Below are 26,610 nucleotides of genomic sequence, written 5' to 3' on the forward strand. Positions count from 1 at the left end.
TTGAACATGCCTTCGCATGCTAATTTCATTCTATTGGCTTATTATTTGGTTCAGTATAATTTCGATTCGGGCTGCACCTGTTTCCTGGGCTGCTTTTATTACGGCATCCCTTACTGCAGGGACAACCCGGCTGTCGAGCGGCCCTGGAATTACATAATCAGGTGTCAGGTCTGTAGCATCGATTAATCCGGCAATAGCTTCGACTGCAGCCATTTTCATTTCTTCATTAATTTCAGAAGCCCTGACGTCCAGGGCCCCGCGGAAAATTCCAGGGAATGCGAGGACATTATTCACCTGATTCGGCAAGTCGGATCTTCCTGTTCCAACGACTTTAGCTCCAGCCGCTTTCGCCTCTTCCGGCATGATTTCAGGAACTGGATTAGCCATGGCAAAAATAATGGAATCCGGACTCATCGTCTCGACCATTTCCTTTGTTAAGGCACCGGCAGAGGAAACCCCGATAAACACATCGGCCCCAATGATAACATCCTCAAGCGGTCCTTTACGTTTTCCTGGATTGGTGATTTTCGCAACAGACTCTTTGACAGGGTTCATTCGCTCCTGCCTTCCTTCATAAATCGCTCCCTTTGTATCACACATAATGATATTTTTTGCTCCCATATTAAGGAGCAGCTTGATAATCGCAATTCCTGCCGCACCCGCCCCATTGATTACGATTTTTATTTCATCCATTTTTTTGCCGGCAAGCTTCAGTGCATTGATTAACCCTGCTGCTGTTACGATCGCTGTTCCATGCTGGTCATCATGAAAAACGGGGATATTCATTTCCTGCTTCAGCCGTTCTTCAATATAAAAGCAATTTGGTGCCGCGATATCCTCCAGGTTAATGCCTCCAAAGGAAGGCTGCAGCAGCCTGACTGTTTTAATGATTGCTTCAGGGTCCTTCGTATCAAGGCAAATTGGAACGGCATCAATCCCTGCAAAAGCTTTAAATAATGCAGCCTTCCCTTCCATAACAGGCATGGAGGCTTCAGGGCCAATATCGCCAAGTCCCAGCACAGATGTGCCATCAGAAACCACGGCGATTAAGTTTCCTTTTATTGTATAATCATAGACTTTCTCAGGCTGGTCATGGATTCTTCGGCACGGCTCAGCCACTCCTGGGGAATAGGCTAAGCTTAAATCTTTCATGCTGTTCAGCGGCATTTTTACATCGACCGTTAACTTCCCTTGAAACTTCTCATGAAGCAGTAAAGATTCCTTCTGCAAATCCATTCTATCCATCTCCCTATATTGAATATTGTTAATTTTCAGTATTTGTTGTAGATTATTATATAATGAGTGGCATTCATAAATGAAATACATATAATCTATAATCCTTATGCCTTTTGGTTATATGAAAGGAGTGAAATAATTGGATATCCGGCATTTAGAATATTTTGCTGAAGTAGCACAGCACTTAAGCTTCACAAAAGCATCCCACACCCTGCATGTCACCCAGCCTTCTATCAGCAAAGCCATCAAAAATCTCGAAGGCGAACTGGGAGTGCCGCTATTTTACAGGTCATCGAAGCAGCTTGAATTAACGGATGCTGGAAAAGCGGTGTTAATCAATGCGAAAAAAGTGCTGGACGCATTTCAGAACCTTACATTGGAGTTAACAGATCTAATGGAGCTGAAGGGCGGTGAAATCAAAATAGGCATACCTCCCATAGTCGGCGCAGCCTTCTTTTCGAAGCTAATCAGCCAATATAAAGAAAAGTTCCCATTGATCGAAATTAAATTAACAGAGGTCGGCACGAAGAAAATAAAGAAAGGGGTAGAAGATGGCACATTGGATATTGGCCTGATTTGCACGGTCCCGGCCGATGGAAGCGGCTTTGAAATAATCAATGTCCTAAGGGATCCCTTAATGCTCATTATCCACCGGGAACATAGGCTTGCTTCCAAAAAGGAAGTGCATTTTTCAGAATTAGCCAAAGAGCCTTTCATCCTCTACAGAAAAGATTTCACCCTCTATGATCTGATTATTGAGGAATGTTTAAACAGCGGATTTCAGCCTAATATTGTGTGTGAAAGCTCGCAAAAGGACTTCCTGCTGGGAATGGTTGAAGGAAAACTGGGAATCACCATGCTGCCAAGCAAAATCTGTCAAAATATAAACTGCAATGACCTAGTGGTTCTGCCAATCTCTGAATCTGCTGTAAATTTAGAGCTAGGGATGATTTGGAAAAAGGAAAAGTACTTATCCTTTGCGGTCCGGGAGTTTATCGCCGGTGCGGAGATTTATCTGGAGGAAGGGCAGTGAAACGGCCGTCGCAAATTTGAGAATTGCGACGGCTTTTTACTTCTGGAGTTATTGTGAGCAAGCCTTAACAAATGCATCAAATATAGCTTTTGAAGGGTCATCATTCTTTTGTGTCATGCATTCAGGGTGCCACTGTACTCCTAATGCAAAGTGATGCCTTGTACTCTCAAAAGCCTCAATAACCCCATCACTCGCCTCTGCACATACCTCAAAGTTTTCAGGCATTTTGCGGACAGCCTGATGATGATAGCTGTTAACTTTAAAGCTTTGCATTCCAGTAATTTTGTGGAGGAGAGAATCTCTTTTTACCTTCACAAAGTGAGTCGCATGCCAGCGGGGGGCTTTTTGGCCATGCTGCAGCAAAGGTACGCCCATTTGGGAAAAGATGTCCTGATACATATCACCCCCAAGAGCAATACTGAGGACTTGGCAGCCCCTGCATATGGCTAAGATTGGTTTATTTCGAGCAAGCACTTTTTGAATCATTCTGATTTCGAATACATCTCTTTCCGGACAAATACTGCCCAGCTTTTGATGGGGTTCTTCACCAAATAGTGTTGGGTCGATGTCCCCCCCGCCAGTAAGCAGCAGCCCGTCAAGCGTTTCAGCTAATTTTTCGACTTTCTCATCATCCAGCAAATTAGGCACAACAACTGGAACGGCCCCTGCGTTTAATAATGAATGGATATTATCCATTGAAACGGAAAGAGTATGATCATCTAAATTTGATGTAACTCCAATAATTGGTTTCATTCGGCACCTCTGGTTATATAGTTTAGAAGATTATTCTATAGAACCGGGAAGAAGTCCTATCTGCCATAAAAAAAAGAAGCAAAATAAAAAAAGAACTGCCCTGCAGTCAGTATTGCTGACTTTTGGACAGTCCATGTTTGCTATTAATACGGATCCGTTTCATGGCTTTTCTCAACCGCTTCTTTTGATGCCTGGTTTTCATCGATTGAACCCTGGCCATATTTAGATCTACCAGCGTCACGGCCTGGAATTTGTTCTTCCCCGCTCATCGCCTGGATCTCTTTCAAGACTTTCCCGGTTTCTTCCTTGACACGGCGGCCATAGTCTTCATCAGCTTGTGTGAAATGCTCAAACATAGCATCCTGAATCCATTTGTCGCATACCGCTAAAGCTTCAGACAGGTTTTTGATCAGTTCATCTCGCTCCCAGTCATCAAAACTCCTGTAAGTATGGCCGGCCTGGCCGTAATTATTTGGCCGATCGATCGGTGCGCTCATGGCTGCCGCATTATAAGTTGGCCGGTGCGGTGTGCGCCCTTCTTCTGGTGCTTCCTTAAAGCCGCCCTTCATTGAAGGCTCGTAGTTGATATGCGGATTATCTCCTGCCTCTTTCGGGTCACGAATATCCATTTGGCCGCGCTGCTGATTCGTACGTACAGGCGCTTTCGGAGCGTTAACCGGCAATTTCAGATAGTTCGCTCCAACGCGATAACGCTGTGTATCGGAATATGAGAAAGTCCGGCCTTGAAGCATCTTATCATCGGAAAAATCCATTCCATCAACAAGTACTCCCGTTCCAAAAGCCGCCTGTTCAATTTCTGCATGGTAATCCACTGGATTGCGATCAAGCACCATGCGGCCAACAGGAAGCCAAGGAAACTGATCCTCCGGCCAAAGCTTGGTATCATCAAGGGGATCAAAATCCAATTCTGGATGGTAATCATCCTCCATGATCTGTACAAAAAGCTCCCATTCCGGATAATCTCCCCGTTTAATCGCCTCAAATAAATCCTGTGTAGCATGTCCGACATTTTTAGCCTGAATCTCGCTTGCCTCTTCCAGTGTCAGGTTGCGGATACCCTGCTTTGGTTCCCAATGATATTTCACCAGTACAGCTTCCCCTTTTTCATTCACCCATTTATAGGTATTGACACCGGATCCCTGCATGTGACGGTATGTAGCGGGTATTCCCCAAGGTGAAAACAGGAAAGTAATCATATGTGTGGCCTCTGGTGTCCTGGAAACAAAATCAAACATCCGCTCGGGATTTGGAACGTTTGAAACAGGATCAGGCTTGAATGCGTGAATCATGTCAGGAAATTTCATCGCATCACGGATAAAGAATATTTTAAGGTTATTACCGACCAAATCCCAGTTTCCGTCCTCAGTATACATTTTTACGGCAAAACCTCTTGGATCACGTGCTGTTTCAGGAGAATCCTTCGCACCTGCCACAGTTGAAAAGCGGACCATTAATGGCGTCCTCTTCCCTGCACCAGAGAAGACCTTGGCACGTGTATACTTCTCAACCGGCTCATTGCCCACTTTTCCGTATGTTTCAAAGTAACCGAATGCGCCTGCTCCTCTTGCGTGCACCACACGCTCTGGAACCTCTTCCCTGTCAAAATGGGAGATCTTCTCAATGAAATGATAATTTTCCAAAGTAGCAGGTCCCCGATTGCCTATCGTGCGAATGTTTTGGTTATCCGTAACAGGATGCCCCTGCCGAGTTGTCAGTGTCTCACGACTAACATTCTGCTCATTTTCTGTATTCATATCTTTGTTATTTGCCACAATCTAACCTCCTAAAAACGAATGACCATATTTTTCCTCCGAATTAAAAATTCATACCTGAATTTACTTTGATTGTTAATTATTGGATCTTCTTCCAAAATAGATTGCTTGGTTATCATACCCATGTAAATGGAAATAAAACCTTATTGAGTAAATGTACTGATATGAACGAAACTGTCAATGCTCCCTACACAAATTGATTTTGGTTTCAGTTTATGGGTAACTCTAAGAAGAGAAGCGTTTTTCGGCTTCTTTGCTTATTAGTTGGGGTTCAGTCTTTTTCAAGGCTAAGGAATCTCCTTCTCAGCTTACTGACTCCTCCTCAATCTCCAAATTGGCTGTCAAGTGATTTCCTTGACAGGTAATTTGGAGATTGAGATACTTTTTAAAGCTGAGAATGAATAAATTTCTCCTTTCATTTTGATATAAAAAGTTAAGCACACGGCACGAAGGCAAAAATCTCAACTGCGGTTAGCACTCTGATATTCGTGGGTTTTCACATTTTATCTTTCCGTATAAAGGAGCTTCCACTAACTTAAAACGTGCGTTAGCCTATTTAGGCATAGCACAAGTACATTTCGTGGTTTCTCCTTTCCGGTTTTTACCTTTGCCTCCGAGCCCTATGCTCCGACTTTTAAAGAAAATTGAACTCGTTTTATTCGTAATTTTTACTTTGCAATAGTGTTATTTTCAATTTCTTGAGTTACTGCCCAGATAAATCCTGCTAATTCTCTTGCAACGGCTGTTAGTGCCTTCCCAAATGACTTTCCACGTGATAGTAAACGAAAATACTTTTTATGAAGGCGGTTTTGAGCTTTCCATGAGATCATTTGAACATTAGGCAACTGTCCTTCTAGTCTTTTCTTTAAATCTCCCTTTATGGCAGGCGGAAATCGATAGCTCCAGGCTGCTTCTACAAGCAAACGACGAACATGACGGTTTCCTGTTTTTGTAATATTACCTTGCCTTCTGATTTCACCACTTGAGCTTTCGCTTGGAATTAACCCAACGTAAGACATTAATTTTTTGGGAGAATCAAATCTCTTAAATGATCCAATCTCAGCCACAAGGCTGGTAGCTGTTATAGTAGCTATTCCCCTTAATGATTGGAGTGCTTGAATCATTGGTGCATGGTATCCTTCTATTGATTGTAATTTAATCTCTTCTTCTAATCGTTTTACCCGTTGCTCAACTTCATGCAGATGGTGAAGATACTCTTGAAAAACTGCTTTAGAAGTGGAACGTTCAAACTTTAGAGTATTTAACCATTCTCGATATCTACGAGTCCATTTTTTCCCTTTAAAAGGTGGGTGAATATCATTTCTTAAAAGAAATTTAGATAATCGATGTTTTGCTCTTAATTCATCCTCTTTGGCATCTTCACGAGCCCGGACTAAATCCCTAAGTGCTTCGTCATCCTCTGTTGGCACATAAATAGACGTTAATTCACCTGCACGGAATAATTTTGCTAGTTTAATCGAATCTCTACGGTCAGTTTTAATGCGTTCACCTGGTTTCTTAGGGATTAAAGATGGGGCGATCACTTCACATTCAATTCCTAAGCTAAGAAAAACACGATATAAACCATAGCCAGTTGGACCAGCTTCATAGCACACTCGAAGATTCTCTTTTTCTCCAAGCTTTTTTACTAATTTTCTAATGGATTCCGGAGTGTTAGGAATCATTCCCCAATACCTTGGCTCATCTCGACCCTCATCTGCAATGGCAACGGCAATTTTTTCTTTTGAAACGTCTAAACCTACATATTTTATGGTATCCTTCATAATAACTAGCTCCTTCCGTAATGTAGCTCTGATTTGGTTTGCTTTTCCAGTAAACAGTGTAACCAAATTAACCTACGGTGTTACGAGTAAGGAGCTAGTTTCGTTCATGATAACTTAATTAATCTCGTCAGAATAATGTTCATGCCTTTGTAAAAAATATTCTTGTCCAGGGGAGGTGTAGACATGCCGAATCTTAATGATAACAAATTCAAAAAAATTCAATCTGAGAGCCAAAAGCAGGGTAAAACTTACGAAGAGTATGCTGCTGAACTTGAAGCGAACAAAATGGAAGCTCAGAAAAGAAAATAAGTGACAGTAAGGCAGGGAATCAATCCTGCCTTTTTAGTACCCCCTGCATAGCAGGAATTGTCACTGTATGTAACTTTTCTGTTCCCTACACAAAATCTAACATGGTATATTTAATAATTTGTCCGCATCCCGGTCATAGTTTGTTAACATTTACGCATTACAATATAAATGTACCGAAACATTATAAAGCCCTTTTTCTTTACCCCTTCAGGTCCGGCCCTTTTTAAGCGGCCGGATTTTTTATGTTTATCTTTTACGATGGGCATTAAAAGCTCTGTTAACTGCCTAAAAAAAGCCCCTCTGACAATCAGAATAGCTTTCCATTCATCCTTTGCCAGCCTGAAATCCCGGATATTGTGTCATGCCTCCATCAGCATACAAGGTCATTCCGGTGACGTAGCTTGCTTCAGTGGATGCCAGCCATACTGCACATGCTGCTATTTCTTCCGGCTTGCCGATATAGCCCATGGGGATCAGCTCAATGACTCCTGTTTTCAATTCAGGGTCTGCGAATTTTTCCGCATTAATAGGTGTATCAATAGCACCAGGGGCAATGCAGTTCACCCGGATACCGTACGGGGCAAATTCAAGCGCAAGTGTCTCGGTCATCAATTTGACTCCACCTTTGCTTGCTGCATAATGAACAAAATGTGGCCAGGGAATTTCCTGATGAACAGATGACATATTAATGATTGAGCCTTTTATTTTGTTTTCCAGCATGTAGTCAATCGCTTCACGGCAGCCGATAAATTGTCCCGTCAGATTTGTAGAAATAACTTTGTTCCAATCATCCAGGGTGAGTTCTTCTGAAGGGACTTCATTTTCGATCCCCGCATTATTAATCATGACATCGAGAGATCCGAACGTTTTAATGGCATGGGCGATCATTCTTTTAACATCCTCTTCCTTTGTAACATCCCCCTGGATGGCAGAGGCACTGCCGCCAGCCTTCTCAATCGTTTCTATAATTCCCTTTACTTCCTGTTCCTCAGTAAAATAATTAATGACTACCTTCGCTTTTTCAGCACCGAACCGTTCTGCCATTGACTTCCCCAACCCGGACGCTGCGCCGGTAATAACGACAACTTTCCCTTCAAGACTTGGATACATAAGATCACTCCCCTATTTTTTCGTAAAGCCCAGCAATACTCCCCCAGCAATAATAAACAAACAGCCAAGGAGAACCATAAACACCTGTTTTCTGCTTTTCCGCTCATTTAAAAAGAAAAGCCCTCCAATGGTCGAAATTACTATTCCGGTCTGAGAAAGCGAAAAGCTGGTGGCCACACCGATCTTCGGAAGGGAAAGCAGCAATCCCAGATTCCCGGTGCTCCAAATCAGCCCCGTAATGATATTACGGATTGCATATTTGTTATATGGCCTGCGGCGGAGGGTTATGAGGAATGCTCCTGTTACCATTCCAATCGCCTGAGGCAGGATGGCAGACCAGCCGTCAATTTCAAACCAGCGAATTAGTACCACATACCCGACAAAGCCTGCTGTCGATAAAAGGAGTACAAGAAGGCCTTTCTTGAGACTTTTTCCCTGTTCCTTGTCATTTCCCTGTTTCAAAGAAGTAAGAACAGCACCAACAATAATGCAGACCAGAGAAGTTACTCCGATGATAACGCTCATTGTTGTTTCCCATTCTTTAAAGATAAATACTCCAAAAAATGTCGTTCCTATAAGCTGCAGTCCTGTGGACATCGGAGCTGTCTTAGCAACCCCCAAATAGTGGACTGCCCCAAACTGATTTTTCTGCCCAATCGACCAGAACAAACCAGATATAAAGCCGACTGCCCAAACTATATTGGAAAGGTCCGGGCTCTTAAAAAGATAGACAGCGATGGCAAAGAATAAGGCTCCTATTGTCGTACCTAGCGTCTGACTGTCTTCGTCCCCGCCAAGCTTGTTGCTGACAAATACAATGCTGCCCCATGAAACCGCTGCTATGAGGGCTAATAGAATTCCTGTCATGGTGTGTACCTCATCTTTCGATTTTATGTACATTTTTAGATTGCAGTTATATAAGGGCTCTTATTCCACAAGCAAAAAAGTATTTAATTATTTGTTATCATTCCACATAAGCAATCCAATAAAACCATGATAAACAGCAATCTATCTATATTAATAGCCGTTTAACAGATATTTCAATATAATAATTTATCGCACAATTTATAATATTTGTGTTAAACTAACAAATATCACTGCAGGATAACAGTGAAAAGCCATTATTCTCTTTTATATAATAATCACTTCGGAGGGAATCGAATGAAAAACGCAATTAGCAAGTGGAACCAAATAAGCCTGGTTAAAAGAATTCTGCTGGGTATCATCGCAGGTATAGCCCTCGCTTTGACTATTCCGAAAGCAGCGGGATGGGTTTCTATCTTTGGTACTTTATTTGTAGGTGCATTAAAAGCAGTAGCACCGGTACTGGTTTTTTTCCTGGTAATGCATGCCATTTCCAAGCATAGAAGCGGCCAGCAGACAAATATGAAGTCCATTATAGCTCTTTATGGTGTAAGCACCTTTTTAGCCGGACTTGTCGCCGTTGTAGCAAGCTTTATTTTTCCTGTCACTCTTTCACTTGTACCGGGAGCAGAGGATGTAACACCTCCTGGAGGGATAGCAGACGTTCTTACAACCCTGCTGACTAATGTTGTGGACAACCCGGTCAATGCATTGATCAATGGCAATTATATCGGCATCCTGACTTGGGCAATCCTTCTTGGCATTGCCATAAGAAAAGCAGCTGATACAACAAAAAACATGCTCGCAAACTTCTCAGATGCCATCTCGACTCTAGTAAAATGGGTGATCAGCTTCGCTCCAATCGGAATTATGGGTCTTGTGTTTGATGCGATTGTCAGCAATGGGCTTTCTGCACTGATGGATTACGGCAAGTTACTGATCATCCTACTGGGCTGCATGTTCTTTATTGCTCTGATTGTGAATCCTCTTATCGTATTTTTTAATATTCGCAGAAATCCATATCCTCTTGTTTTTAGATGCTTACGGGAAAGCGGAATTACAGCGTTCTTTACACGCAGCTCAGCAGCAAACATTCCTGTAAATATGAGCTTATGCGAAAAGCTTGGGCTGGATGAAGATACGTATTCCGTATCCATTCCATTAGGCGCAACGGTTAATATGGCAGGTGCAGCTGTTACAATTTCTGTTCTGACTCTTGCAGCGGTTCACACTTTAGGTATTCAAGTAGACTTTGGAACAGCCTTAATCCTTAGTGTATTAGCAGCAGTTTCTGCCGCAGGGGCCTCAGGAGTGGCAGGCGGATCCCTTCTTCTCATTCCTTTAGCAGCCAGCTTATTCGGAATTCCGGATGACGTAGCGATGCAGGTTGTCGCGGTAGGATTCATTATTGGGGTATTACAGGATTCATGCGAAACAGCCCTTAACTCTTCCTCAGATGTTCTATTTACAGCAACAGCTGAATATGCAAAGAAGCGAAAGGAAAGCAAAATTGCAAAACTTAGTGCATAATAAATAAAGGAGTCACTCTAAGGTGACTCCTTTACTGAAGCCCTGTCGTTTAAGACGGGCTTTTTTTTATGTATTGTGTCGTTACTATTCACTTCGCATTTGCATCAGGCTGGTGAATTCCGAAAATATTCCCTTCTGTATCCTTGTAGTAACCCTGCCAAGCCATTCCAGGAAGAGCATACTTCGGCAGAGCGACAGTGCCGCCATTCTCAAGGATTCTGGCTTCAGCTGCATCATAATCTTCCACACCCATCGTACACGCATATCCATTTAACGCTTGATTAGCTCCCGGGGGCGGCCCCTGCCTTTGCATCAAAGCACCATTAATGCCCGGCTCTTCTTCATTTCCAGTCACTGCTCCATAATAAGGCATTCCGGCGTACTCACTCCAATCCTGAAATGACCATCCGAATACCTCGCCATAAAACTTCTTGGCCCGCTCCATGTCATCCACATGAACTTCAAAATGAACTAATCTGCCCATAGAATCCTCCTCAGACTTGTAATCGCTTACATAATTATTATAATGCTTGTGTAAAAAAGTACAACTTAAAAAGGGACATTCACATATAGAACGTCACCTCCACATACTCCTATTTATCATTTCTTTGCTATAAGCGACTCAATTTCTTTTGTAATATCAGCAATATACTTATTGTTCAGCTCCTCTTTATCTTTTCCTCTGCTTCAATCATCACCTTTTTAACACAATTAAACAATGTCCATCGGCTTCCGTGATGGTCCACTTTAGATCAGCAAGGGAAGATTCACTTATTTCACCGTCAATCACTGACGCGCATCGTTAAAATCATAATTAGAGGTTAAATATAAAGTTAAAGCGCGGTAATAAATTTTTCCCAGCTTCTCCCTGCCAAGTTCCTGTCCGATTAGGTACGCAGCATGGTTTGTTATGGAAGAATTCACATGGACTCCGCCATTATCGACATTTAAAGGCATGTCGTAATATTCATCCATATTTGCCGGATAGACTCCGCTGCCATATGCTGCTCTTTCCGGATTACTTACGACAACACTGTTAGGATCACTTAAGCTGCGGAATCTCGTTCTCCCAATAGTTAAAAAATTACCAAACCCCTTTCTTTATAATAAATTATTATTAAAATACAGACCGAATCTATCGTTTAATAGTTAACGAAGCTTTTTTTGTCTATTCTGTATACGCCACAATATTGTCACACAACAATAGACAGGATTTTATTGCGTATTTTCATATACCCCATATAGTATATTAATATAAACAATATCTTTTAAACACATCATCATAAAAGGGGATGACTGTACTTTTGCAGGAGTAAACACTGACGGGATTTACAAGTGAAAAAATCAGGTTAAGCATATTTAAAAATAGTCAGGAGGAATATATCATGTCAAAGAAAATTGTTATTGTAGGCGGTGTTGCGGGTGGTGCTACTGCTGCTGCACGATTAAGAAGATTAGATGAAAAGTCAACGATCGTCCTGTTTGAACGGGGTGAACATATCTCGTTCGCCAATTGCGGTCTTCCCTATTATATCGGTGAAACCATTAAGGATCGGAATAAGCTTTTGTTACAAACGCCTGAAGGTATGAGCAAAAAATTTAATCTGGATATTCGCAATCTTTCAGAGGTTATCGGAATAAGCCGTGAACAAAAAACAGTGGAAGTCAAAAACCTCCGTACCGGTGAAATCTATAAGGAATCATACGACACTCTACTTTTATCACCAGGTGCAAAGCCCATCGTGCCGCCTATTGAAGGGCTATCAGAGGCGCAGAATGTTTTCACTCTCAGAAATATTCCGGATACAGATAAAATAAAGGCGTTTGTTGATGAGCAGCATCCGGAAAGCGCAGTTGTAATTGGAGGAGGATTTATCGGGCTGGAAATGGCAGAGAATTTGGCAGAGCGCGGGATTCACGTAACGGTGGTGGAATTAGGCAAGCAGGTGATGGCCCCTATCGATTTTGAAATGGCCTCTATCGTTCATTCCCATCTCAATGAAAAAGGAGTCGATTTGATATTAGAGGATGGAGTCAAGGCGTTTAAGCAGTATGGGAAAACCATTGAACTGGCAAGCGGGACACAGCTTTGCACCGACATGGCGATTTTATCCATAGGGGTAAAACCTGAAAATAAGCTGGCCCTCATGGCAGGGCTGGATGTAGGACAGCGCGGGGGAATTCTGGTAAACGAGTATCTGCAAACGGAAGATCCAGATATTTATGCCATTGGCGATGCCGTTGAAGTGAGGGATTTTATCAATGGAAATGCAGCCATGATTCCTTTAGCAGGCCCGGCTAACCGCCAGGGAAGAATTGCAGCCAATAATATTTACGGGAAGCAGGAAAAGTATAAAGGGACACTCGGTACATCCATTGCCAAAGTATTTGATTTAACCGTCGCCTCCACAGGCATCAATGAAAAACAGCTGTCACAGCTGGGCATGAAATATCAGGCTGTCCATATTCATCCAAGCTCCCATGCAGGTTATTATCCTGGAGCCGCTCCAATCAGTATAAAACTGCTATTTAGTCCAGATACAGGAAAAATCTATGGTGCACAGGCAATTGGGGAAGATGGAGCAGACAAAAGAATTGATGTAATTTCCACAGCCATAAAAGGCAATTTAACTGTGTTTGATTTGAATGAAATTGAGCTGTCCTACGCTCCGCCATTTTCATCTGCGAAGGATCCTGTCAATATGGCAGGATATGTGGCAGAAAACATCATAAATGGCGACACGGTTACCGTCCAGTGGAATGAAATCGATGAAATCGTTGAAAATGGCGGCCTCCTGATCGACGTCCGGGAGCCAATCGAAAGGGAAATGGGCTATATTGCAGGTTCTATAAACATTCCGCTGAGTGAAATACGGGATCGCCTGAATGAAATCCCTAAGGACAAAACGGTTTATGTTTCATGCCAGGTTGGTTTAAGAGGCTATTTAGCTTCTCGTATTCTCAAAGAAAATGGCTTTGTTGTGAAAAATCTGGATGGGGGCTGGAAAACATATTCAGCTGTTCATCAGAAAAAGAGAGCCCTCAATCCAGAGTACGAGGAACACATTCATCCATCCATCTCCATTGATGCAGCGGGGTTAACCTGTCCCGGGCCAATTATGGAGGTCCATAAAAACATAAAGTTCCTTCAGTCAGGTGAATATCTTCAGATCACCACAACTGATTGCAATTTTGTAAAAGATATTGCTTCGTGGTGTGAAAAAAATGGACATTTGCTGGTTAAGACCGGACACAGCAGCAAACACTATCAAACCATTATTCAAAAACGGTAATTGTTTTTTTCAGGATAATAGCTTGGGAAAAAGGAGGAATATCAAACTCCTTTTTCTTATGCTTGAGTTTCTATAGTACAGAATAGACAATCTGCCTTATAATATGAAGTGGCATTATTAATTGGAGGTGAATGATCCTATGGGAAACATACATAATACGTTTGGGTTAAACAAATTCAAAACGATGAAGGAAACATCAAAGGGTGTTGAATTTAAACATATTGGAAACGACGAAATCATTTATCTGCTTCCGAACAAAGAAATTACGATCGTTTTAAATCCAAAAACCGTTGAAGGCAATAAGAAGCTTGTGGAAAAATCCACTGGTCTGAGTCATAGTACTGCACTAAGGGAATTCCCTAAACGGGAACATACTGGCCTTGAACCAATTTCCTATGGATATGCATATAAATTTTTATCTGAAGATGAATTAGATGCATTCCTAAGTGAGTTAAATAATTTTTAGTTTCTAAAAAAAGTTCCTTTCCCAAATGACAAAAAATAAACTGGGTCAGGAACCATTTTTATTTCTTCTTTTGCCTAAACAAATCAATGGATTTATACCCTTGTGATAAAATATCGACCATTTGGGCTTTTCGTTTCTCACGGGTTTTCTGCTGTTTAACAGAAAAGATGTAGCGAGCCCAATCCTTTTGGTAACCTGGGGTTAGTTCCTGATAAAATATCAATTCATTTGGATGATTTGATAAGATTTCTACAATATCATTCACGTTATTTTCATAATCAGCCACACATTGACTAGGAGCTGATGACTTTTTCTCTTTGTTCTTTACTCGTTTCCATCCAACTACCGTAAAGACATCATCCATACTAACCATTTTCGAGAATTTCACTTCGCTATTTTCCAAATACCCATCTTCTCCGACTTTCATTGCCGGGAAAATATCATCCCTATGAACGTATGTATCATACCGTTTATTCTCTTTTTTAGGATAAGAGAAAAATAAATATCCTTTTTCAAGCAGGTGTTCTTCATTCTATTACTTTTCGTGTATAAAACACCATTTCATCAATTGTTTCTACAAAGAAGAAGATTGCATCATGTTCTCCTGATAAAGTGGTTATGCATTCATTAAATACAGCATAGTCACTTGGCTGGTTGAGAACAGCCAAATTATTATATTAGTTAAGCTTTAATTTATAAATGATTGACATAATATACTGCTCCTTTAAATTACCTTCACTTTTCTAAATAGTTTATTAAAGCATCCAAATCTTTCGCACTGGCTTTCTTAAAGGCTCCAGGGATTGGAATTGCCAATGAGAGTTACCCCTTCCAGTTCATGGTAATTCAAGAAGGGGAATTTAAAACATTAACACTTTTATGCGTTTTCACTTTAATAAGTTGAAATAAAAAACAGAATTGTATAAAATTAAAGTGGTCGAACCCTCACAATTCGACCCCCTATTATCCATTGAGCTTAGGAATTTTCTAAGCTCTTTTTTAATGATGCTTTCCTGCCAGTTTGTATAAGATCGATTGAAACTGAAAAACGTATCCTAATTCAAGCTTTATTGGCGACAGGGTATTTTTAAAACCCATAGACTTACCCATCCTATTTATAAAACCACAGAAGATGCCTGCACTTTTCCATCAGGCAGGCATCTTTTGTGGTTTCAGTATTTCCTTTTAATTGGACAAACACTTACGAAGACACTCCAATTTAAAAAGCAGATATGTTATGTACTCTTTGAGGTTAAGATCCTATTGACTGCTCTACTGCATTTTCCCAGCTCGGAAAATAATACAATGCATTTTTCATTAGCTCTGGATTTGATTTCTTTACTTGCTTCTTTCGGGGCGGCTGCCCTTCTTTTTCCAAAAGTTCAGAAATCCCGGTTAATACTTCTTCAACACTCATACTTGTTTCCACATCATTCCTCCTTTTTGAATTCACCTATATAATTTCCATTTGCCGAAAAATTATTCAGTATTTAGCTGGTATTCTATCTGATCCAAAAATCGTTCAAATAAAGCAATCAAATTAAAAGAATAATTTCATCCCTTCATGACTCGCAAAAAATTATCAAAAGGGGATCGTGATAGTCGATGCCACACTGTCCGGCATTTAAAGATAGGCCTCTGCGACTTTTCCCAGCCTGCGAATCCCCTCTGTTATTTCCTTCTCATCCGCATAACTGAAGGAAAGGCGCAGAAACTCCGTTCCGGCTCCCTGGTCTTTGAAAAAGTACTTGCCAGGAATAAAAGATACCCCCTCTGAAAGGGCATGTGTCAACAGTTCCGATGTATCGGCACCGGGAATTTTCATCCACACGAAGTACCCTCCTTCAGGCACATACCAGGAAGCTGATTCAGGAAAGTACTGTTTCAATGCAGAGGTCAGAACATCGCATTTGGATCGGTATGTATCTCTCAAGGTTACTAATTTATTATTAAAATCCGTGTTTGCCAAATAAACAGCCATGGCAGATTGAGCAAACGGATGGTTCAGATCCTTTTTATACCAGGCGCATGCATGGATTATTTCACTTGCTCCCGCTATCCATCCTATACGCATGCCCGGGGCCACTATCTTGGATAGCGAACCGACATGCAGAACTCGGGAGCTTTGATCCATTGCTTTAAGAGTGGGGAGACTTTTATTAAATGATAATTCCCCATAAGCATCATCCTCAACTAATAGGAAATTATATTTGTCTGCCAGCTTCATTACATGCTGCCTGCGTTCTTCTGTCATTGTTGTTCCTGTTGGGTTTTGGAAGTTCGGGATCGTATAAAGAATACGCGGGAGAGCAAGCCCATTTTGCATTCTTTCCTCTAGAATTTCTTCAAATACCTCTGTTTGAAGTCCGTGCTTGTCAACAGGAATACTAATTATATGTTTTGTGTAGTTTTGGAAAATCTCTAAAGCCTCCATATAGGTGGGGGACTCTATAGCAATAATTGTATCCTCATCAAGGAGAATACGGGCAATCAAATCGATCGCCTGACATGCACCTGAAGTGATCAAAAGCTCTTTTTCAGCAACAGATATCCCCCGCTCTTTCAATCTCTTTAAAACTTGTTCCTTGAGTTTTATTATTTTAGGACTTCCTATATAATGGAGCGGCAAATCATGTTCTTCTTCTAATAGACTGTTAACAGCCGCCTTTACCTCTTCATCCGGCACAAGTGCAGGTGCCGGATATCCGCAATGCAGGCGAATACATTCATCTGGAATCTCAGGAATCCACTCCCCAGGAGGAGTATTCTGAAGCGCCTTTTTGATTTTATCATGAAAAAAAGAATCAGCATTCACTACAATCTGCACCCTTCCAGCAGTTTTATTATTCAGTATACATGTTCCACAAAACTTAGAGTAGCAAGTTTTCTTCGAAATGTTTTTTTACTTTTCCCCAATCTTCCTTAATGACACTATAAAGGACAGTATGGCGAATGGTCCCTTCTTTAAGTATCATATGATTTCGAAGTACGCCTTCTTTTACCGCACCGATCCGTTCGATAGCTTTTTGTGAACGGAAGTTTTCATGTCCGGTTTTAATTTGTACGCGATTCAGAGACAGTTCTTCGAAACAGTATGTTAATAACAAATATTTACAGTTCGAATTAATATTCGTGCGCCAATACAGGGTGTTTATCCACGTTGAGCCGATTTCGAGCCGTTTATGCGGGATTGAAATATCGAGAAACCAGGTAGCACCGATTATATTCCCTGTTTTTTTATGGACAATAACAAAAGCAAAATCGGTGCCCTGCTCACGTTTTTGTATCGCATCTTTGACATATTGAATAACCCGGCTTTTATCAGTTAAATCAACAGACATATGCTCCCATATACGATGATCCTGGGCCGCTTCATAAATTCCTTCTGCATGCTCAAGTTCTATCGGAATTAATTGAACAATATCATTCTCTAATTTTTGCATGTCAGCACTCTCCTTGATACAATTAAACCCCTTTTCATTGCTTCAGACAAATATGCAGCAACGCAATTCATGAGATTCCCCATCTGCACTAATAAATATATTCATCTATCAAACCGCTGTTTTCACAGCGAGTACCAGCCCGGTAGCCCAGTCCAATTCTGTTATGTCCAGGTCAGATCTGTCCTGCAGGGTTTTTAATAGTTTAGTGGCTTTGATTTTATACCCTTCAGGCAATTTCTGCTGCGGAAACACATCGTGAATTACATAAAAACCGCCAATATTTAAATGATCCAGGGTTTTGTCCAGAAGCTCGAATTTCCCCGGCCATGTATCTGCAAAAATAAAATCGAACCCTTCCGACAGGTTTTGAATAAAAGCTGCTCCGTCCTCACAGCAAAATGTGATTCTGCTGTCATTCCCGAGGTATTTTCTCGCGATCGATTGGACTGCCGAATCAATGTCAACGGTCGTAAGATTACTGTCCTCATCCATCCCATCCATGATCCAGGAAGCAGACGCTCCCGTACCTGTTCCCAGCTCCAAAAAGCTGCCACCTGGTTTTGAGGCAGCCAGCCCCTTTAGTAAAAATCCTGTTTTTCGATCACAAGACTGTCCGAAGCCGAGCACATCTGATTCCTCAATTATCCTCGTGTATGTTTTCGGAACCTGTATAACGCCGTTTTCCATTTGACCATTCCTCCTCTTTATTCGTGTTTATCTAAAACCAGCCCGAATCACGAAAGAGCATCAAAAAAAGGCCACTCATTATAAGAGGCCTTTACTTATCAAAAAACGACCTCTTATCTCCCAGAGCTTCAACTCTGTTGGAATTAGCACCTTCCTGACCTAATCAGGGGTTGCTGAGGCTTCGCAGGGCCATTCCCTCCGCCTCTCGTGATAAGAATTTGTAATAAATATTAATTTTCATCCAAGTATTGCATAGTTTCAGTAAAATGGCAATACTTTCATTCTTTTAATCTAATGAACAGCTTCCTCCCCCTGATAAATCCGAAAAGCCGGAACAATCGTATCCGACACAATCTCTTTTCCCTTTTCACGGATGAAATCCAATTTATAATACGCGTCGAATCTCTGGCTGATCTCTGTTTTCACTAATTCAGGCGGGGTAACAACGATGAATTGGAACTTCAGCTTATTCGCTACAGCGAAAATAGGATCAAGCACATGGGCAGAAGCAGCTTGTCCGAACGGGTTATCACAGACTAACGGAACCCAGCTTTGGTCAGTTTCACTCTTAACCGAAAGAAGCATCATCATCATGACCATGCGGGCAGAAAGCTTTTGACCGCCGCTGCCATCGGATTTCGTCCTTGAACCCTGGTTGATCGTCTGCCAGGTTGAATAATGCTCTCGCTGCGGTTTTCCGTACATGAAGGCATTATCAGTACGCATGTTATAAACCAACAGTTCTGGGTAACGATTTCTAAGAGAGACAAATAAAATCTGCTCATCACTGATAAGCTGTTTAATTTCCTGATCAAGCAGCTGATTATTGTCATCAATTATCTCGAATCGCTTTGTAATTTTGTTAATGGCTGAAACAAAATGCTGTTTCAGTAAAGGTTCAACATCTTCCGCTTTTTTAGGCAGGATGTCTTCTTTGAGCTGGACAAGCGGGAATGAACCCCGTTCATTCTTCAGCTTCATTTTCGCAATCATCGAGCGAATCGCTTCTGAAATGCTCATCACCTTCATGCTCGCCCGGCTGGCCCAGAAGTTCTGCGCTTTTTCTGCCCGTTCTTTATCGCGTTCCAGCTGATCTAAGCCGCTCTGTGAAAAGCGCTTCATGTTCTGGACGACACTTTGAATATGAGCATAATGCCTTGTATCCATATGATCAAGCGTACTTAAGACTTCATTCTTAAAACGGATTTCCCAATCCTTGCCTTCAATAGCAAGCTTTAAGTTTCTTAGTGATTGTTCAATCTTCGCATGCTTTTCTTGCCCTTCATCCTGAATAGCCTGATGTTTTTCACTCCAGGATAGGATGCTTTGCTTTCCTTGACTCTTTATTTTTTCTATATCCTCATCCGAAAAAGCTGCCGCTTCCTCTTTAAGAATGACGGATAAATGCAATTGATTGTTTTCAAACTCAGTTATGTTTTGTTCTGTCTCTTTTTTGCGCTCTTCTGTTTTCTTTATTTCTGCATTTGTCTGTTTGGTCTGGTCAGCAATTTCTACGGTCTTCACTTCCAGATCAAGCTCTTCCCATTCTTCAGGCTGCTGCTCATGCTTTGCCACTTTTTTAGCGGATTTCTTACGCTGATCCATTCCATGCTTTAAGGACGTTTCCGCAATGGTAACGGTCTTTTCCTGCTCACGCTCTTCTTTTTCTGCTGCCTTTGTTTCCTTTGCAGCTGTCTGAACCATATTCTCCAAAATACTTATTGGTTCATCAGGTACAGAAGCATCCTTCCACTCTTCATTAAGAGCATGAAGTTTTTTTTCCAGCTTCCTTTGCTGCTTCTGTTCGGATTCACGTGTCGCCTGAATCGCGAGCAGTTCACTTGCTTGTTCTTCTTTTGATTTTTGAAGCTGTTTAAGCTCCTCAATGCTGCCATTGATTTTTTCTAAAATATAGGGTGATAATCGCGGAACCTCCTCAGAAGCTTCTGCTTTCTCAGCCGCTGGAAAAGCAGCACCGTCTATAAAAAAGCTTATCTTCTTAATATTTTGCTCGGCTGACAGCTTCCATTCCAGATAGGTTTGGCTCCACTTTTCCTGAAGGTCATTCATGGTCTGAAGCTCGATTCCCAGCTCATTCTGCAGCTTTTCGAAAGCTTCCTTTTGTTTCTCTTTTTCCTGCTTTACCCGTTTATTTTCCTGATGCATCGATTTTTCCCGGTTAAATTCCGCTAAGGATTCGGCATCTTTAGAGAGTTTTTCAATCTTTTTCTTCGTCTTTTCCAGCTGTTCTCTAAGTCCCAGCTGCAGTTCTTTTTCTTTTTCCTCCTGCACGATGATAGCCTGCAATTCCGTTTTCCTTGAAAGCAGTACTTCCTTTTCCTGATGCAGTACTTTTTCGATATCACCTGCAAGGTCATGGGAAATGAATCGGTCTATCTCTTTTATAATACTTCGCAGTGCTGTTTCTGTTTTTTCTAACTCTGCAAGTATATCTTTCTTTTCTTCTATTTGTTTCGCAATCTGAATTTTCCAGTTTGTGAACTGATTTTTATCCGCCAGCAGCTCCTTCTCCGTCCCGGTGATCATCACAAAGGCATTCTGCTGATTTTCACCCGCCATTTCCTCCCTCATAAAAATCGGGACCGGACTTTTAAACATCCTTCCTCCAAGAACCTGCTTATTGATTTTTTCCCATTGCGGCCTGCTGACTACTAAGCCGTACGGCAGGAGAGGATGAGAAAGCATGTGGCTCGCCGTTTCATCGGGCTTTAAGGATTGGAGAAATTGGGATCCGTAAAATACATCAATCCCTGTCTTCTCATCAATCCATTCCTTCAGTTCCTTCACATCATTATTGGCAATCCAGAAATGCTCATCATTCAAGGCATAATCCAGCTGCGTTTCCCAGAGCGCTTTCTTTAATTCTTCCCCCTGCTCGCGATTTTGGGCGAGGAGCTCCTCCACCTCCAGGGCATATTTTGATAAAAGAGCATTCGAGAATGGAGCTGTGACACCTTGCAGCACACCTTGCAGCTGATCGTACAGCTTTGTTTCTTTTTGCTTCTGCTCTTCACTTTTCTTTTTTAGCTCTTCACACTTTTCTTCAGAAAACTGAATGGATTGTGCGAGTGTACCATGGGAAGAAGCAAGCTGATTTTGTTTTTCATTTGATCTATTCTCTTTTGCCTGTAGATCTTCGAGTGCCGCTTCTTTAGTTTCTATCTGTTTAGTCAGATTTTCAATAAAACCTGTTAAATCATAGGTAATGCGGTCTCCGAATTCCTTGATAAGCTGTTCTTCTTTTGATTCAAATTCATGAATTTGAGAATAAAGAAAATCAATTTCTGTTCGAAGCTGGGCAATCTCCTGGGTCTTTTGTTTATCCTGCTTAGACAGGTCGTTTGCTTTTTTCTTTAAAAACCTTTGATATCCGGAATATTGCTGAACGGCTTCCCTAATGGCAGCAGAGGATTTCTCCCATTGCTGTGCCGCTTCTTTTTTGATTTCATCCATTCTTTGATTCACTTGCTCCAGGCCGCTGTTCTGCTCGAGCTTTGCAATTTGCTGGGAAAGCGCGCGAATACTTTGTTCCCCTTCATGCCATTCTTTTAATAATAGCTGAAAAGCCAGCTCCTCTTTTCGCTCCTGCTTTTCCTTCACAGCTTCCTGCAGAACAATATGCTTCTTCTGCTCTTCCGCTAATTTCTTCTCCCAATCCAGCACTTCCCTGTGAGCTTTTGCATACTCAAGATTATCTTTCTGAAAACGCAGATCCACTTGCCTGCCTGTTAATTTTTCGATTTCCTTTTCCAGCTCAATGAGAGTTTCTTCTTCTGTTTTCTTCAAATGCTCCAAAGCGCCAAGCAGCTGTCTTCCCGCCTTAATGCTATCATCTACAATTTCCTTATGCCCGACACCCTTTGCCAGGCTCTCTTCAAAAGGAAGAATATCTTCCAGGAACTCTTTATGTGCCTGCTCTCTTTTCAGCAAAACAGGGAGGTCCTTCGCGATGCTTGCCTGACTCTTAAAAATCTCCACCAGATCGTTCTTCTGATGCTCAGTCCGGTGAAGAACCTGACTGACTGTAGGAATAATCCGCTTTTGGAACAGGGAATGATCATCTTCAGCGCCTTCAAAGAATTTTCCAACACCGCCTTCATCCTTATTAATGTCCTTCATAATATCCCAGTCTTTGCGGTTAATGCCGTATGTATCAAGAATGCGGTAGTGCTTCTTTGTATCCCGGTAAACATCGTATCCATTCCATTTTAAATAATCCTTCAGGCCTTCTGTTTCAGCCAGTTCTCCATCTTCATAGAGCGGAATATGTTCAAGTGATGCTTCTTCTTTCCGTTCAAACTCCCTTGTATAAAAGGTAATATTCGGGACAATTTTCGCTTCCTGTTCAAGCGGTTTGCTCTCTCCGCTTTCTTCATTCATGGAAATCCGCTGTTCTGCTGAAAACATTCCGCCCGTCACCAAATGCCTGCGGTCAGCCCCGTCGAGCTCCCATTGTATAAGAACATGAAAGGTATAAGGTATGAATTGCTCTTTATTATTAAAAAAGAATTGCTGATAATAGCGATTATTCTGCTTTCCCCATGCAGTACCCGGCTTAAGGATCTGAAATATGGTCTGAAGGAAAACACCTTTCCCTCCTCCATTCATCATCGAAATGAGCCCATTTGTGGAGGTTTCCTCATTATGAAAATTAAAGGTGGTGTCCCTATACTGCTTTTGCATGCCATCATATTTCAGGCCGGCAATTCTAATTCGATGTATTTTCGGCATGCTGATCCTCCTCTGTTTTCATTAATTCCTTGAACATTTCATAACGGTCATAGTCATGATACAGGTATTCAATCCGCTCAAATAACTCCTGCTTCGGAATCGCCTTCGGTATTTCCTCCCGATCCAGGATGACGATGAGTCCTTCTGTTTCCAAAAGACGCATGGCACTTGCAATCAATCCGATGCGCGTTCTGCGATTGGCTTTCCTGGCTCCTAAATCATCTGTGTCGACCTCCATGTATTTCCATGTCGTCACAACGTCTTTCATATCAATTTTTTCTTCTTCTCCGAAATCAGGTTTTGCTTTAAGCAGACTATCCCAATTCATGATGACATCATTGACTTGCCGTTCTAATGTATAGAAGCTGATCCCTTCGCGCTTCGTGCGGATCTTAGCCGCCTGATTTCGGTCGATGCCCGCCAGGAATGCCATAATGACAACACTCATCAGGTGAAAATGTTTTTTGGTTTCAACCTGCTTATGCCTGTCCTTCATATGTGTAAAATTCGTTGCAAAAACAGATCCGGTCGGCTGCACAACCAGCTGAATACGTTTAGGCGATTCAATGATAAAGGTCCCGGATTCGTCTGCCATTAAAAGCACCGTCTGTCTTACATCAGGAACGTAATACGCCTGAAAGTGCTCGCTGTTTTCATCGATAACCTTGTCTTTTAAAAGCGTAAAATAAACCGCTGATGCAGTCTTAATACTTTCTGCACTCATCATTTCTCCTCCTGAACACAAATTTTAAACGGAGTGATTTTCATTTGATACCAGAGGAAAGGTTCCGCACGATGGTCAAACTCGGTATAAAGTTTCAATCCTTCAAACACCTGGAATTGCGGATACTCCTGCATCAGTTTATAGAGGAGAATCTCCCTCTCATCGCTCAAGCTCTCTTCCCTCCGGTGCAGCACCTGAACCTTCAGCGGCTTTTTATCAAACATCATCCATAAATCAATCGTTTCCGATTCTTCAAACCATAAATCCTGTACCTCAAGCGGCAATGTCGTTAAATCAGCCAGGGAAAACTCTCCGTATGTCTGCAAATATTGAAACACATAGCTCCAGGCCTTTATAACAGAATCCCAGTTCGTTACCCGCTGATGGGTAATACTTTCCTCTGCCGTTTCTTCCTCCATCGTCTCTGTGAGCTGCTTTTCATCAAATTCCTGTTCGCCCCAGATCCAATCCAAGGGCAAGATAAATTCATTCTTTGGAGAAAATAAAGGACCCAGTACCTTCTCAACACGATCGAAGGAAGATCCCCCCTCCTTCATGAACCAGTTTTCAAAAATGTGCTCCCGAAACGAAACGAGGCTTGTTTCCCAAAATAGTGAAGGGTTTTCCGCTTTTAATTTCATTTCATAGGAGATATTCTGAATCACAAGCTTGGCAAAACGGTCATGCAATTGCCTTGTATGGCCGATCTTTTCCTGCAGGAGGATCAATTCTCTTTGAATGTGATCATCTTCCTCGTTTCTTCGTTTTGTCTTCTCAATCATACTGCTGATGGTACGGAAGTGATTTTTCTCTTCTTCAAATTGTTTTTCAATTTCCGCACGATTATCAGCCCTTTGCATTTCTTCTTCCATCAATAAGATTTTGGGATTATTGATCATTTCTTTTTGAAAGGAGAATTCTCTTGCCATTAAGCGGTTGACCCGTGAAATGAGGTGATCGAGGTTTCGGGTAGCTTTGCGGAAATTACCGTTTTTAATCAGCTGCATACTGTAGAGCTGTTCAATGGTGATCGAGAACTCCTCCGCCATTTCCCTGCTCATGAAAATCATTTCCTGTGAGACATCTGTGAGTTTGTAGACGATTGATCCGCCCATTTCCAGGTTTGTATATAATTCATCCATTGTCACATAACGGAAAACCTGCGTCTCCCATGACTGTCTGATTTCATCGTAATAAAGGGCTTCAAACGGCCTGCTGTACTCTTCTCTTCCCTGATACAAAAGTCCGCTTGTGATTCGTTCAATCTGCTTCTCATCAGCCAATAGCTTCATTTGTTTAATCGAATCTTCCACCATATATTTGATATCTGATTTTCTCCGGTGATCATCATCATTCAATTCCCGATAAAAAATGGTGAGGAGCACCTGCATCAGAATCGTCTGGATATGAGGCTTCAGCTCTCCGACTTCCATTCCTCTTCCAAGCTCAAACAGCGGGTTTAAACGCTGCATCCGCTGGGCGAATCCTTCCCATGACTCGTTCACATCCATCTCCTCCATGTTTCAATTGTCAGGACTTCCTGAGGAATCCGTTTATTTTCCTGCCATAATTGCAATAAGTGTTCTTGCTCCTCTTCCGTAAACCACTTAAAGAACGCTTCACGGTATTTAAGATTTTGAAGCTGGCCGGATTTCTGTTCATTTCTTTGCTCCATACAATCGAGCATTTTACGGTATATCTTCAATGCAGGCTGAATGCAGCATTCCGGATATTTATCAAGCAGCCTGGTCATGATACCGTAGCCTGCAGCATCCAGATCCCCCGCATAATAGAATAGATACGATTTAGCAGGGAAAATTTTAAAGAAAAATGAAAAGCTCCGTTCAATTTTAGTACCTTCCCCATAAATGATCAGTTCAGGCTCGTAATCGAGCAGATCGCTTTCCAATAATTGAATAGAAGTATGAAAGAATGATAGATTCTCGACAATGAGCACTCGCTGGATATCATTAATTTCTTTTCCCTGCTTCATCCAAAACACAAAAGGCTCCCCGTATTTCACTACTTTCAGCTGCTCTTCAGATACGCCAATTCGGGCTAAAAAGCCTTTTCCATCTGGGAAACTGACAGCATCCTGCAGGAATTTTTCATGGCCGAACAGCTCCAGGCTTCTTTCCTCAAGTGAAACAGTTTCCCGTTCGCCGCTGGATTGGAGAAAAGCATATAAATTCCTGATCCGGCTCCATTCCTCCTTCGTCTGCCATTCAGGGTGCCGTTCATAAAACGAAAAATCGAACCGATCAGTTAACTTCATCATCTCGAGGCGATCCCATTTGCCGGTGTGAGCTTTCACATTCACCCAGAAATATAAAGGCAGAGACGGTGTTTTCCCGTTGTATTGATGATTATGTATAGGTGTCAGCTGGCCATCATCCTGCAATGATTGAATGGCTTCATAAAATAGCGAATAACCGTCCATTTCATAATAATCATCCAGCAATTTGCGCAGCTGAAATTCCAAATCATTTATATTTAACTTCTTCTTTTGCTTAGGGTGCTGAATATCTTCAATGAAACTTCTCACCCTTGTTTCGATGATGTTGATTTTGTTCACCTTCTTAAACATCTTTGGGTCTTTAGAGACTGAAAGTATCTCATGCAGACATCAATTTTATTATAAACTAGTTGTGGAATGGATGTAATGGATTTAATAAGGGAGAGAAGAAAATGGGGCAGGGAGTAAGGCAATAAAAGCTCCTCCCCCATTTATAGAGACTGGGGATCCATGCGGCTTCAGTCAGGAAAGCAGGAAAAAATCCAATGGTGCATTTTTTCATAGAAAATCATTTCCTCCTAACTGTTAAGTTATCAT

The 26,610-nt window shown here is 41.7% G+C and carries 21 protein-coding genes, 1 pseudogene and 1 riboswitch; of the genes and pseudogenes, 5 read left to right on the forward strand and 17 right to left on the reverse strand.

Translation table 11 applies throughout. The features are described 5' to 3' along the window. Positions 1–30: 30 nt before the first annotated feature. Positions 31–1,236, reverse strand: a complete 1,206-nt coding sequence (locus PBF_RS14520; RefSeq protein WP_035330576.1) for an NAD(P)-dependent malic enzyme — start codon at positions 1,234–1,236, stop codon at positions 31–33. 139 nt (positions 1,237–1,375) lie between these two features. Between PBF_RS14520 and PBF_RS14525 the strand changes: the two genes are divergently transcribed. Further along, on the forward strand, positions 1,376–2,269 hold the full coding sequence (locus PBF_RS14525) for a LysR family transcriptional regulator (protein WP_035330579.1): 894 nt from the start codon (positions 1,376–1,378) through the stop codon (positions 2,267–2,269). Positions 2,270–2,317: 48 nt separating this feature from the next. Here PBF_RS14525 and PBF_RS14530 read toward each other — a convergent pair whose 3' ends face one another. The 3 genes from PBF_RS14530 to PBF_RS14540 all read right to left on the reverse strand — a co-directional run bounded on the left by PBF_RS14530 (position 2,318) and on the right by PBF_RS14540 (position 6,599). Then, entirely contained in the window at positions 2,318–3,022 is a 705-nt protein-coding gene (locus PBF_RS14530) for a gamma-glutamyl-gamma-aminobutyrate hydrolase family protein (RefSeq protein ID WP_035330582.1), read from the reverse strand. Between the two features lie 143 nt (positions 3,023–3,165). After that, positions 3,166–4,815 (reverse strand): catalase, encoded by a 1,650-nt coding sequence (locus PBF_RS14535; RefSeq protein ID WP_035330584.1) that lies wholly within the window; start codon positions 4,813–4,815, stop codon positions 3,166–3,168. Between the two features lie 668 nt (positions 4,816–5,483). After that, the gene (locus tag PBF_RS14540) at positions 5,484–6,599 is read right to left on the reverse strand and encodes an IS110 family transposase (protein WP_035330586.1); all 1,116 of its coding nucleotides are present in this window, start codon (positions 6,597–6,599) and stop codon (positions 5,484–5,486) included. Between the two features lie 183 nt (positions 6,600–6,782). Between PBF_RS14540 and PBF_RS27040 the strand changes: the two genes are divergently transcribed. Then, complete coding sequence (locus tag PBF_RS27040; protein ID WP_268745120.1) at positions 6,783–6,908, forward strand: hypothetical protein; 126 nt, start codon at positions 6,783–6,785, stop codon at positions 6,906–6,908. A 324-nt stretch (positions 6,909–7,232) separates the two neighbouring features. On the opposite strand, the gene PBF_RS14545 is transcribed toward PBF_RS27040, so the two are convergent. Both PBF_RS14545 and PBF_RS14550 read right to left on the reverse strand, forming a co-directional pair. Next, positions 7,233–8,018, reverse strand: a complete 786-nt coding sequence (locus tag PBF_RS14545) for a glucose-1-dehydrogenase (protein ID WP_035330588.1) — start codon at positions 8,016–8,018, stop codon at positions 7,233–7,235. A gap of 12 nt (positions 8,019–8,030) precedes the next feature. Beyond that, on the reverse strand, positions 8,031–8,885 hold the full coding sequence (locus PBF_RS14550) for a GRP family sugar transporter (RefSeq protein WP_081757284.1): 855 nt from the start codon (positions 8,883–8,885) through the stop codon (positions 8,031–8,033). 294 nt (positions 8,886–9,179) lie between these two features. Between PBF_RS14550 and sstT the strand changes: the two genes are divergently transcribed. After that, complete coding sequence (gene sstT / locus PBF_RS14555; protein ID WP_035330592.1) at positions 9,180–10,412, forward strand: serine/threonine transporter SstT; 1,233 nt, start codon at positions 9,180–9,182, stop codon at positions 10,410–10,412. A gap of 88 nt (positions 10,413–10,500) precedes the next feature. Here sstT and PBF_RS14560 read toward each other — a convergent pair whose 3' ends face one another. Together PBF_RS14560 and PBF_RS14565 are read right to left on the reverse strand one after the other, a co-directional pair. Next, positions 10,501–10,896: a VOC family protein gene (locus tag PBF_RS14560; RefSeq protein ID WP_035330595.1), complete on the reverse strand. Its 396-nt coding sequence runs from the start codon at positions 10,894–10,896 to the stop codon at positions 10,501–10,503. 302 nt (positions 10,897–11,198) lie between these two features. After that, positions 11,199–11,486, reverse strand: coding sequence for a M4 family metallopeptidase (locus PBF_RS14565; protein ID WP_343299442.1), 288 nt, complete (start codon positions 11,484–11,486; stop codon positions 11,199–11,201). Positions 11,487–11,797: 311 nt separating this feature from the next. Between PBF_RS14565 and PBF_RS14570 the strand changes: the two genes are divergently transcribed. Together PBF_RS14570 and PBF_RS14575 are read left to right on the forward strand one after the other, a co-directional pair. Continuing rightward, entirely contained in the window at positions 11,798–13,705 is a 1,908-nt protein-coding gene (locus tag PBF_RS14570; RefSeq protein WP_035330600.1) for a CoA-disulfide reductase, read from the forward strand. 139 nt (positions 13,706–13,844) lie between these two features. Then, on the forward strand, positions 13,845–14,171 hold the full coding sequence (locus PBF_RS14575) for a hypothetical protein (RefSeq protein ID WP_035330603.1): 327 nt from the start codon (positions 13,845–13,847) through the stop codon (positions 14,169–14,171). Between the two features lie 58 nt (positions 14,172–14,229). On the opposite strand, the pseudogene PBF_RS14580 reads toward PBF_RS14575, so the two are convergent. From PBF_RS14580 to PBF_RS14615, 9 genes and pseudogenes are all read right to left on the reverse strand, one after another. Further along, positions 14,230–14,839: pseudogene (locus PBF_RS14580) on the reverse strand (YdeI/OmpD-associated family protein). Between the two features lie 584 nt (positions 14,840–15,423). Next, on the reverse strand, positions 15,424–15,600 hold the full coding sequence (locus tag PBF_RS26505) for a hypothetical protein (protein ID WP_019381986.1): 177 nt from the start codon (positions 15,598–15,600) through the stop codon (positions 15,424–15,426). Between the two features lie 195 nt (positions 15,601–15,795). Beyond that, entirely contained in the window at positions 15,796–16,986 is a 1,191-nt protein-coding gene (locus PBF_RS14585) for a PLP-dependent aminotransferase family protein (protein ID WP_035330605.1), read from the reverse strand. Between the two features lie 55 nt (positions 16,987–17,041). Further along, positions 17,042–17,614, reverse strand: a complete 573-nt coding sequence (locus PBF_RS14590; protein WP_035330607.1) for a GNAT family N-acetyltransferase — start codon at positions 17,612–17,614, stop codon at positions 17,042–17,044. Between the two features lie 108 nt (positions 17,615–17,722). Next, positions 17,723–18,301, reverse strand: coding sequence for an O-methyltransferase (locus PBF_RS14595; RefSeq protein WP_035330610.1), 579 nt, complete (start codon positions 18,299–18,301; stop codon positions 17,723–17,725). Positions 18,302–18,411: 110 nt separating this feature from the next. After that, positions 18,412–18,518: riboswitch (SAM riboswitch) on the reverse strand. Positions 18,519–18,592: 74 nt separating this feature from the next. Then, entirely contained in the window at positions 18,593–23,053 is a 4,461-nt protein-coding gene (locus PBF_RS14600) for a hypothetical protein (RefSeq protein WP_035330612.1), read from the reverse strand. Continuing rightward, entirely contained in the window at positions 23,031–23,777 is a 747-nt protein-coding gene (locus tag PBF_RS14605) for a DUF6063 family protein (RefSeq protein WP_035330614.1), read from the reverse strand. Before PBF_RS14605 ends, PBF_RS14600 begins: the two co-directional genes overlap by 23 nt. Further along, complete coding sequence (locus PBF_RS14610; protein ID WP_235192259.1) at positions 23,777–25,288, reverse strand: hypothetical protein; 1,512 nt, start codon at positions 25,286–25,288, stop codon at positions 23,777–23,779. The genes PBF_RS14605 and PBF_RS14610 overlap by 1 nt, the downstream gene beginning before the upstream one ends. Beyond that, positions 25,279–26,352, reverse strand: coding sequence for a Wadjet anti-phage system protein JetD domain-containing protein (locus PBF_RS14615; protein ID WP_235192260.1), 1,074 nt, complete (start codon positions 26,350–26,352; stop codon positions 25,279–25,281). Before PBF_RS14615 ends, PBF_RS14610 begins: the two co-directional genes overlap by 10 nt. Positions 26,353–26,610 lie beyond the last annotated feature (258 nt).

The organism is Cytobacillus firmus DS1, from assembly GCF_000565285.1.
GTDB classification, from domain to species: Bacteria; Bacillota; Bacilli; order Bacillales; family Cytobacillaceae; genus Cytobacillus; species Cytobacillus firmus_A.

Bases quoted from the DNA above. Each gene is read 5' to 3' on its own strand.
- PBF_RS14520 (WP_035330576.1), bottom strand. From the start codon at position 1,236: ATGGATTTGCAGAAGGAATCTTTACTGCTTCATGAGAAGTTTCAAGGG.
- PBF_RS14530 (WP_035330582.1), bottom strand. From the start codon at position 3,022: ATGAAACCAATTATTGGAGTTACATCAAATTTAGATGATCATACTCTT.
- PBF_RS14540 (WP_035330586.1), bottom strand. From the start codon at position 6,599: ATGAAGGATACCATAAAATATGTAGGTTTAGACGTTTCAAAAGAAAAA.
- PBF_RS27040 (WP_268745120.1), top strand. From the start codon at position 6,783: ATGCCGAATCTTAATGATAACAAATTCAAAAAAATTCAATCTGAGAGC.
- PBF_RS14545 (WP_035330588.1), bottom strand. From the start codon at position 8,018: ATGTATCCAAGTCTTGAAGGGAAAGTTGTCGTTATTACCGGCGCAGCG.
- PBF_RS14550 (WP_081757284.1), bottom strand. From the start codon at position 8,885: ATGACAGGAATTCTATTAGCCCTCATAGCAGCGGTTTCATGGGGCAGC.
- sstT (WP_035330592.1), top strand. From the start codon at position 9,180: ATGAAAAACGCAATTAGCAAGTGGAACCAAATAAGCCTGGTTAAAAGA.
- PBF_RS14560 (WP_035330595.1), bottom strand. From the start codon at position 10,896: ATGGGCAGATTAGTTCATTTTGAAGTTCATGTGGATGACATGGAGCGG.
- PBF_RS14570 (WP_035330600.1), top strand. From the start codon at position 11,798: ATGTCAAAGAAAATTGTTATTGTAGGCGGTGTTGCGGGTGGTGCTACT.
- PBF_RS14575 (WP_035330603.1), top strand. From the start codon at position 13,845: ATGGGAAACATACATAATACGTTTGGGTTAAACAAATTCAAAACGATG.
- PBF_RS14590 (WP_035330607.1), bottom strand. From the start codon at position 17,614: ATGCAAAAATTAGAGAATGATATTGTTCAATTAATTCCGATAGAACTT.
- PBF_RS14595 (WP_035330610.1), bottom strand. From the start codon at position 18,301: ATGGAAAACGGCGTTATACAGGTTCCGAAAACATACACGAGGATAATT.
- PBF_RS14600 (WP_035330612.1), bottom strand. From the start codon at position 23,053: ATGCCGAAAATACATCGAATTAGAATTGCCGGCCTGAAATATGATGGC.
- PBF_RS14605 (WP_035330614.1), bottom strand. From the start codon at position 23,777: ATGAGTGCAGAAAGTATTAAGACTGCATCAGCGGTTTATTTTACGCTT.
- PBF_RS14610 (WP_235192259.1), bottom strand. From the start codon at position 25,288: ATGGATGTGAACGAGTCATGGGAAGGATTCGCCCAGCGGATGCAGCGT.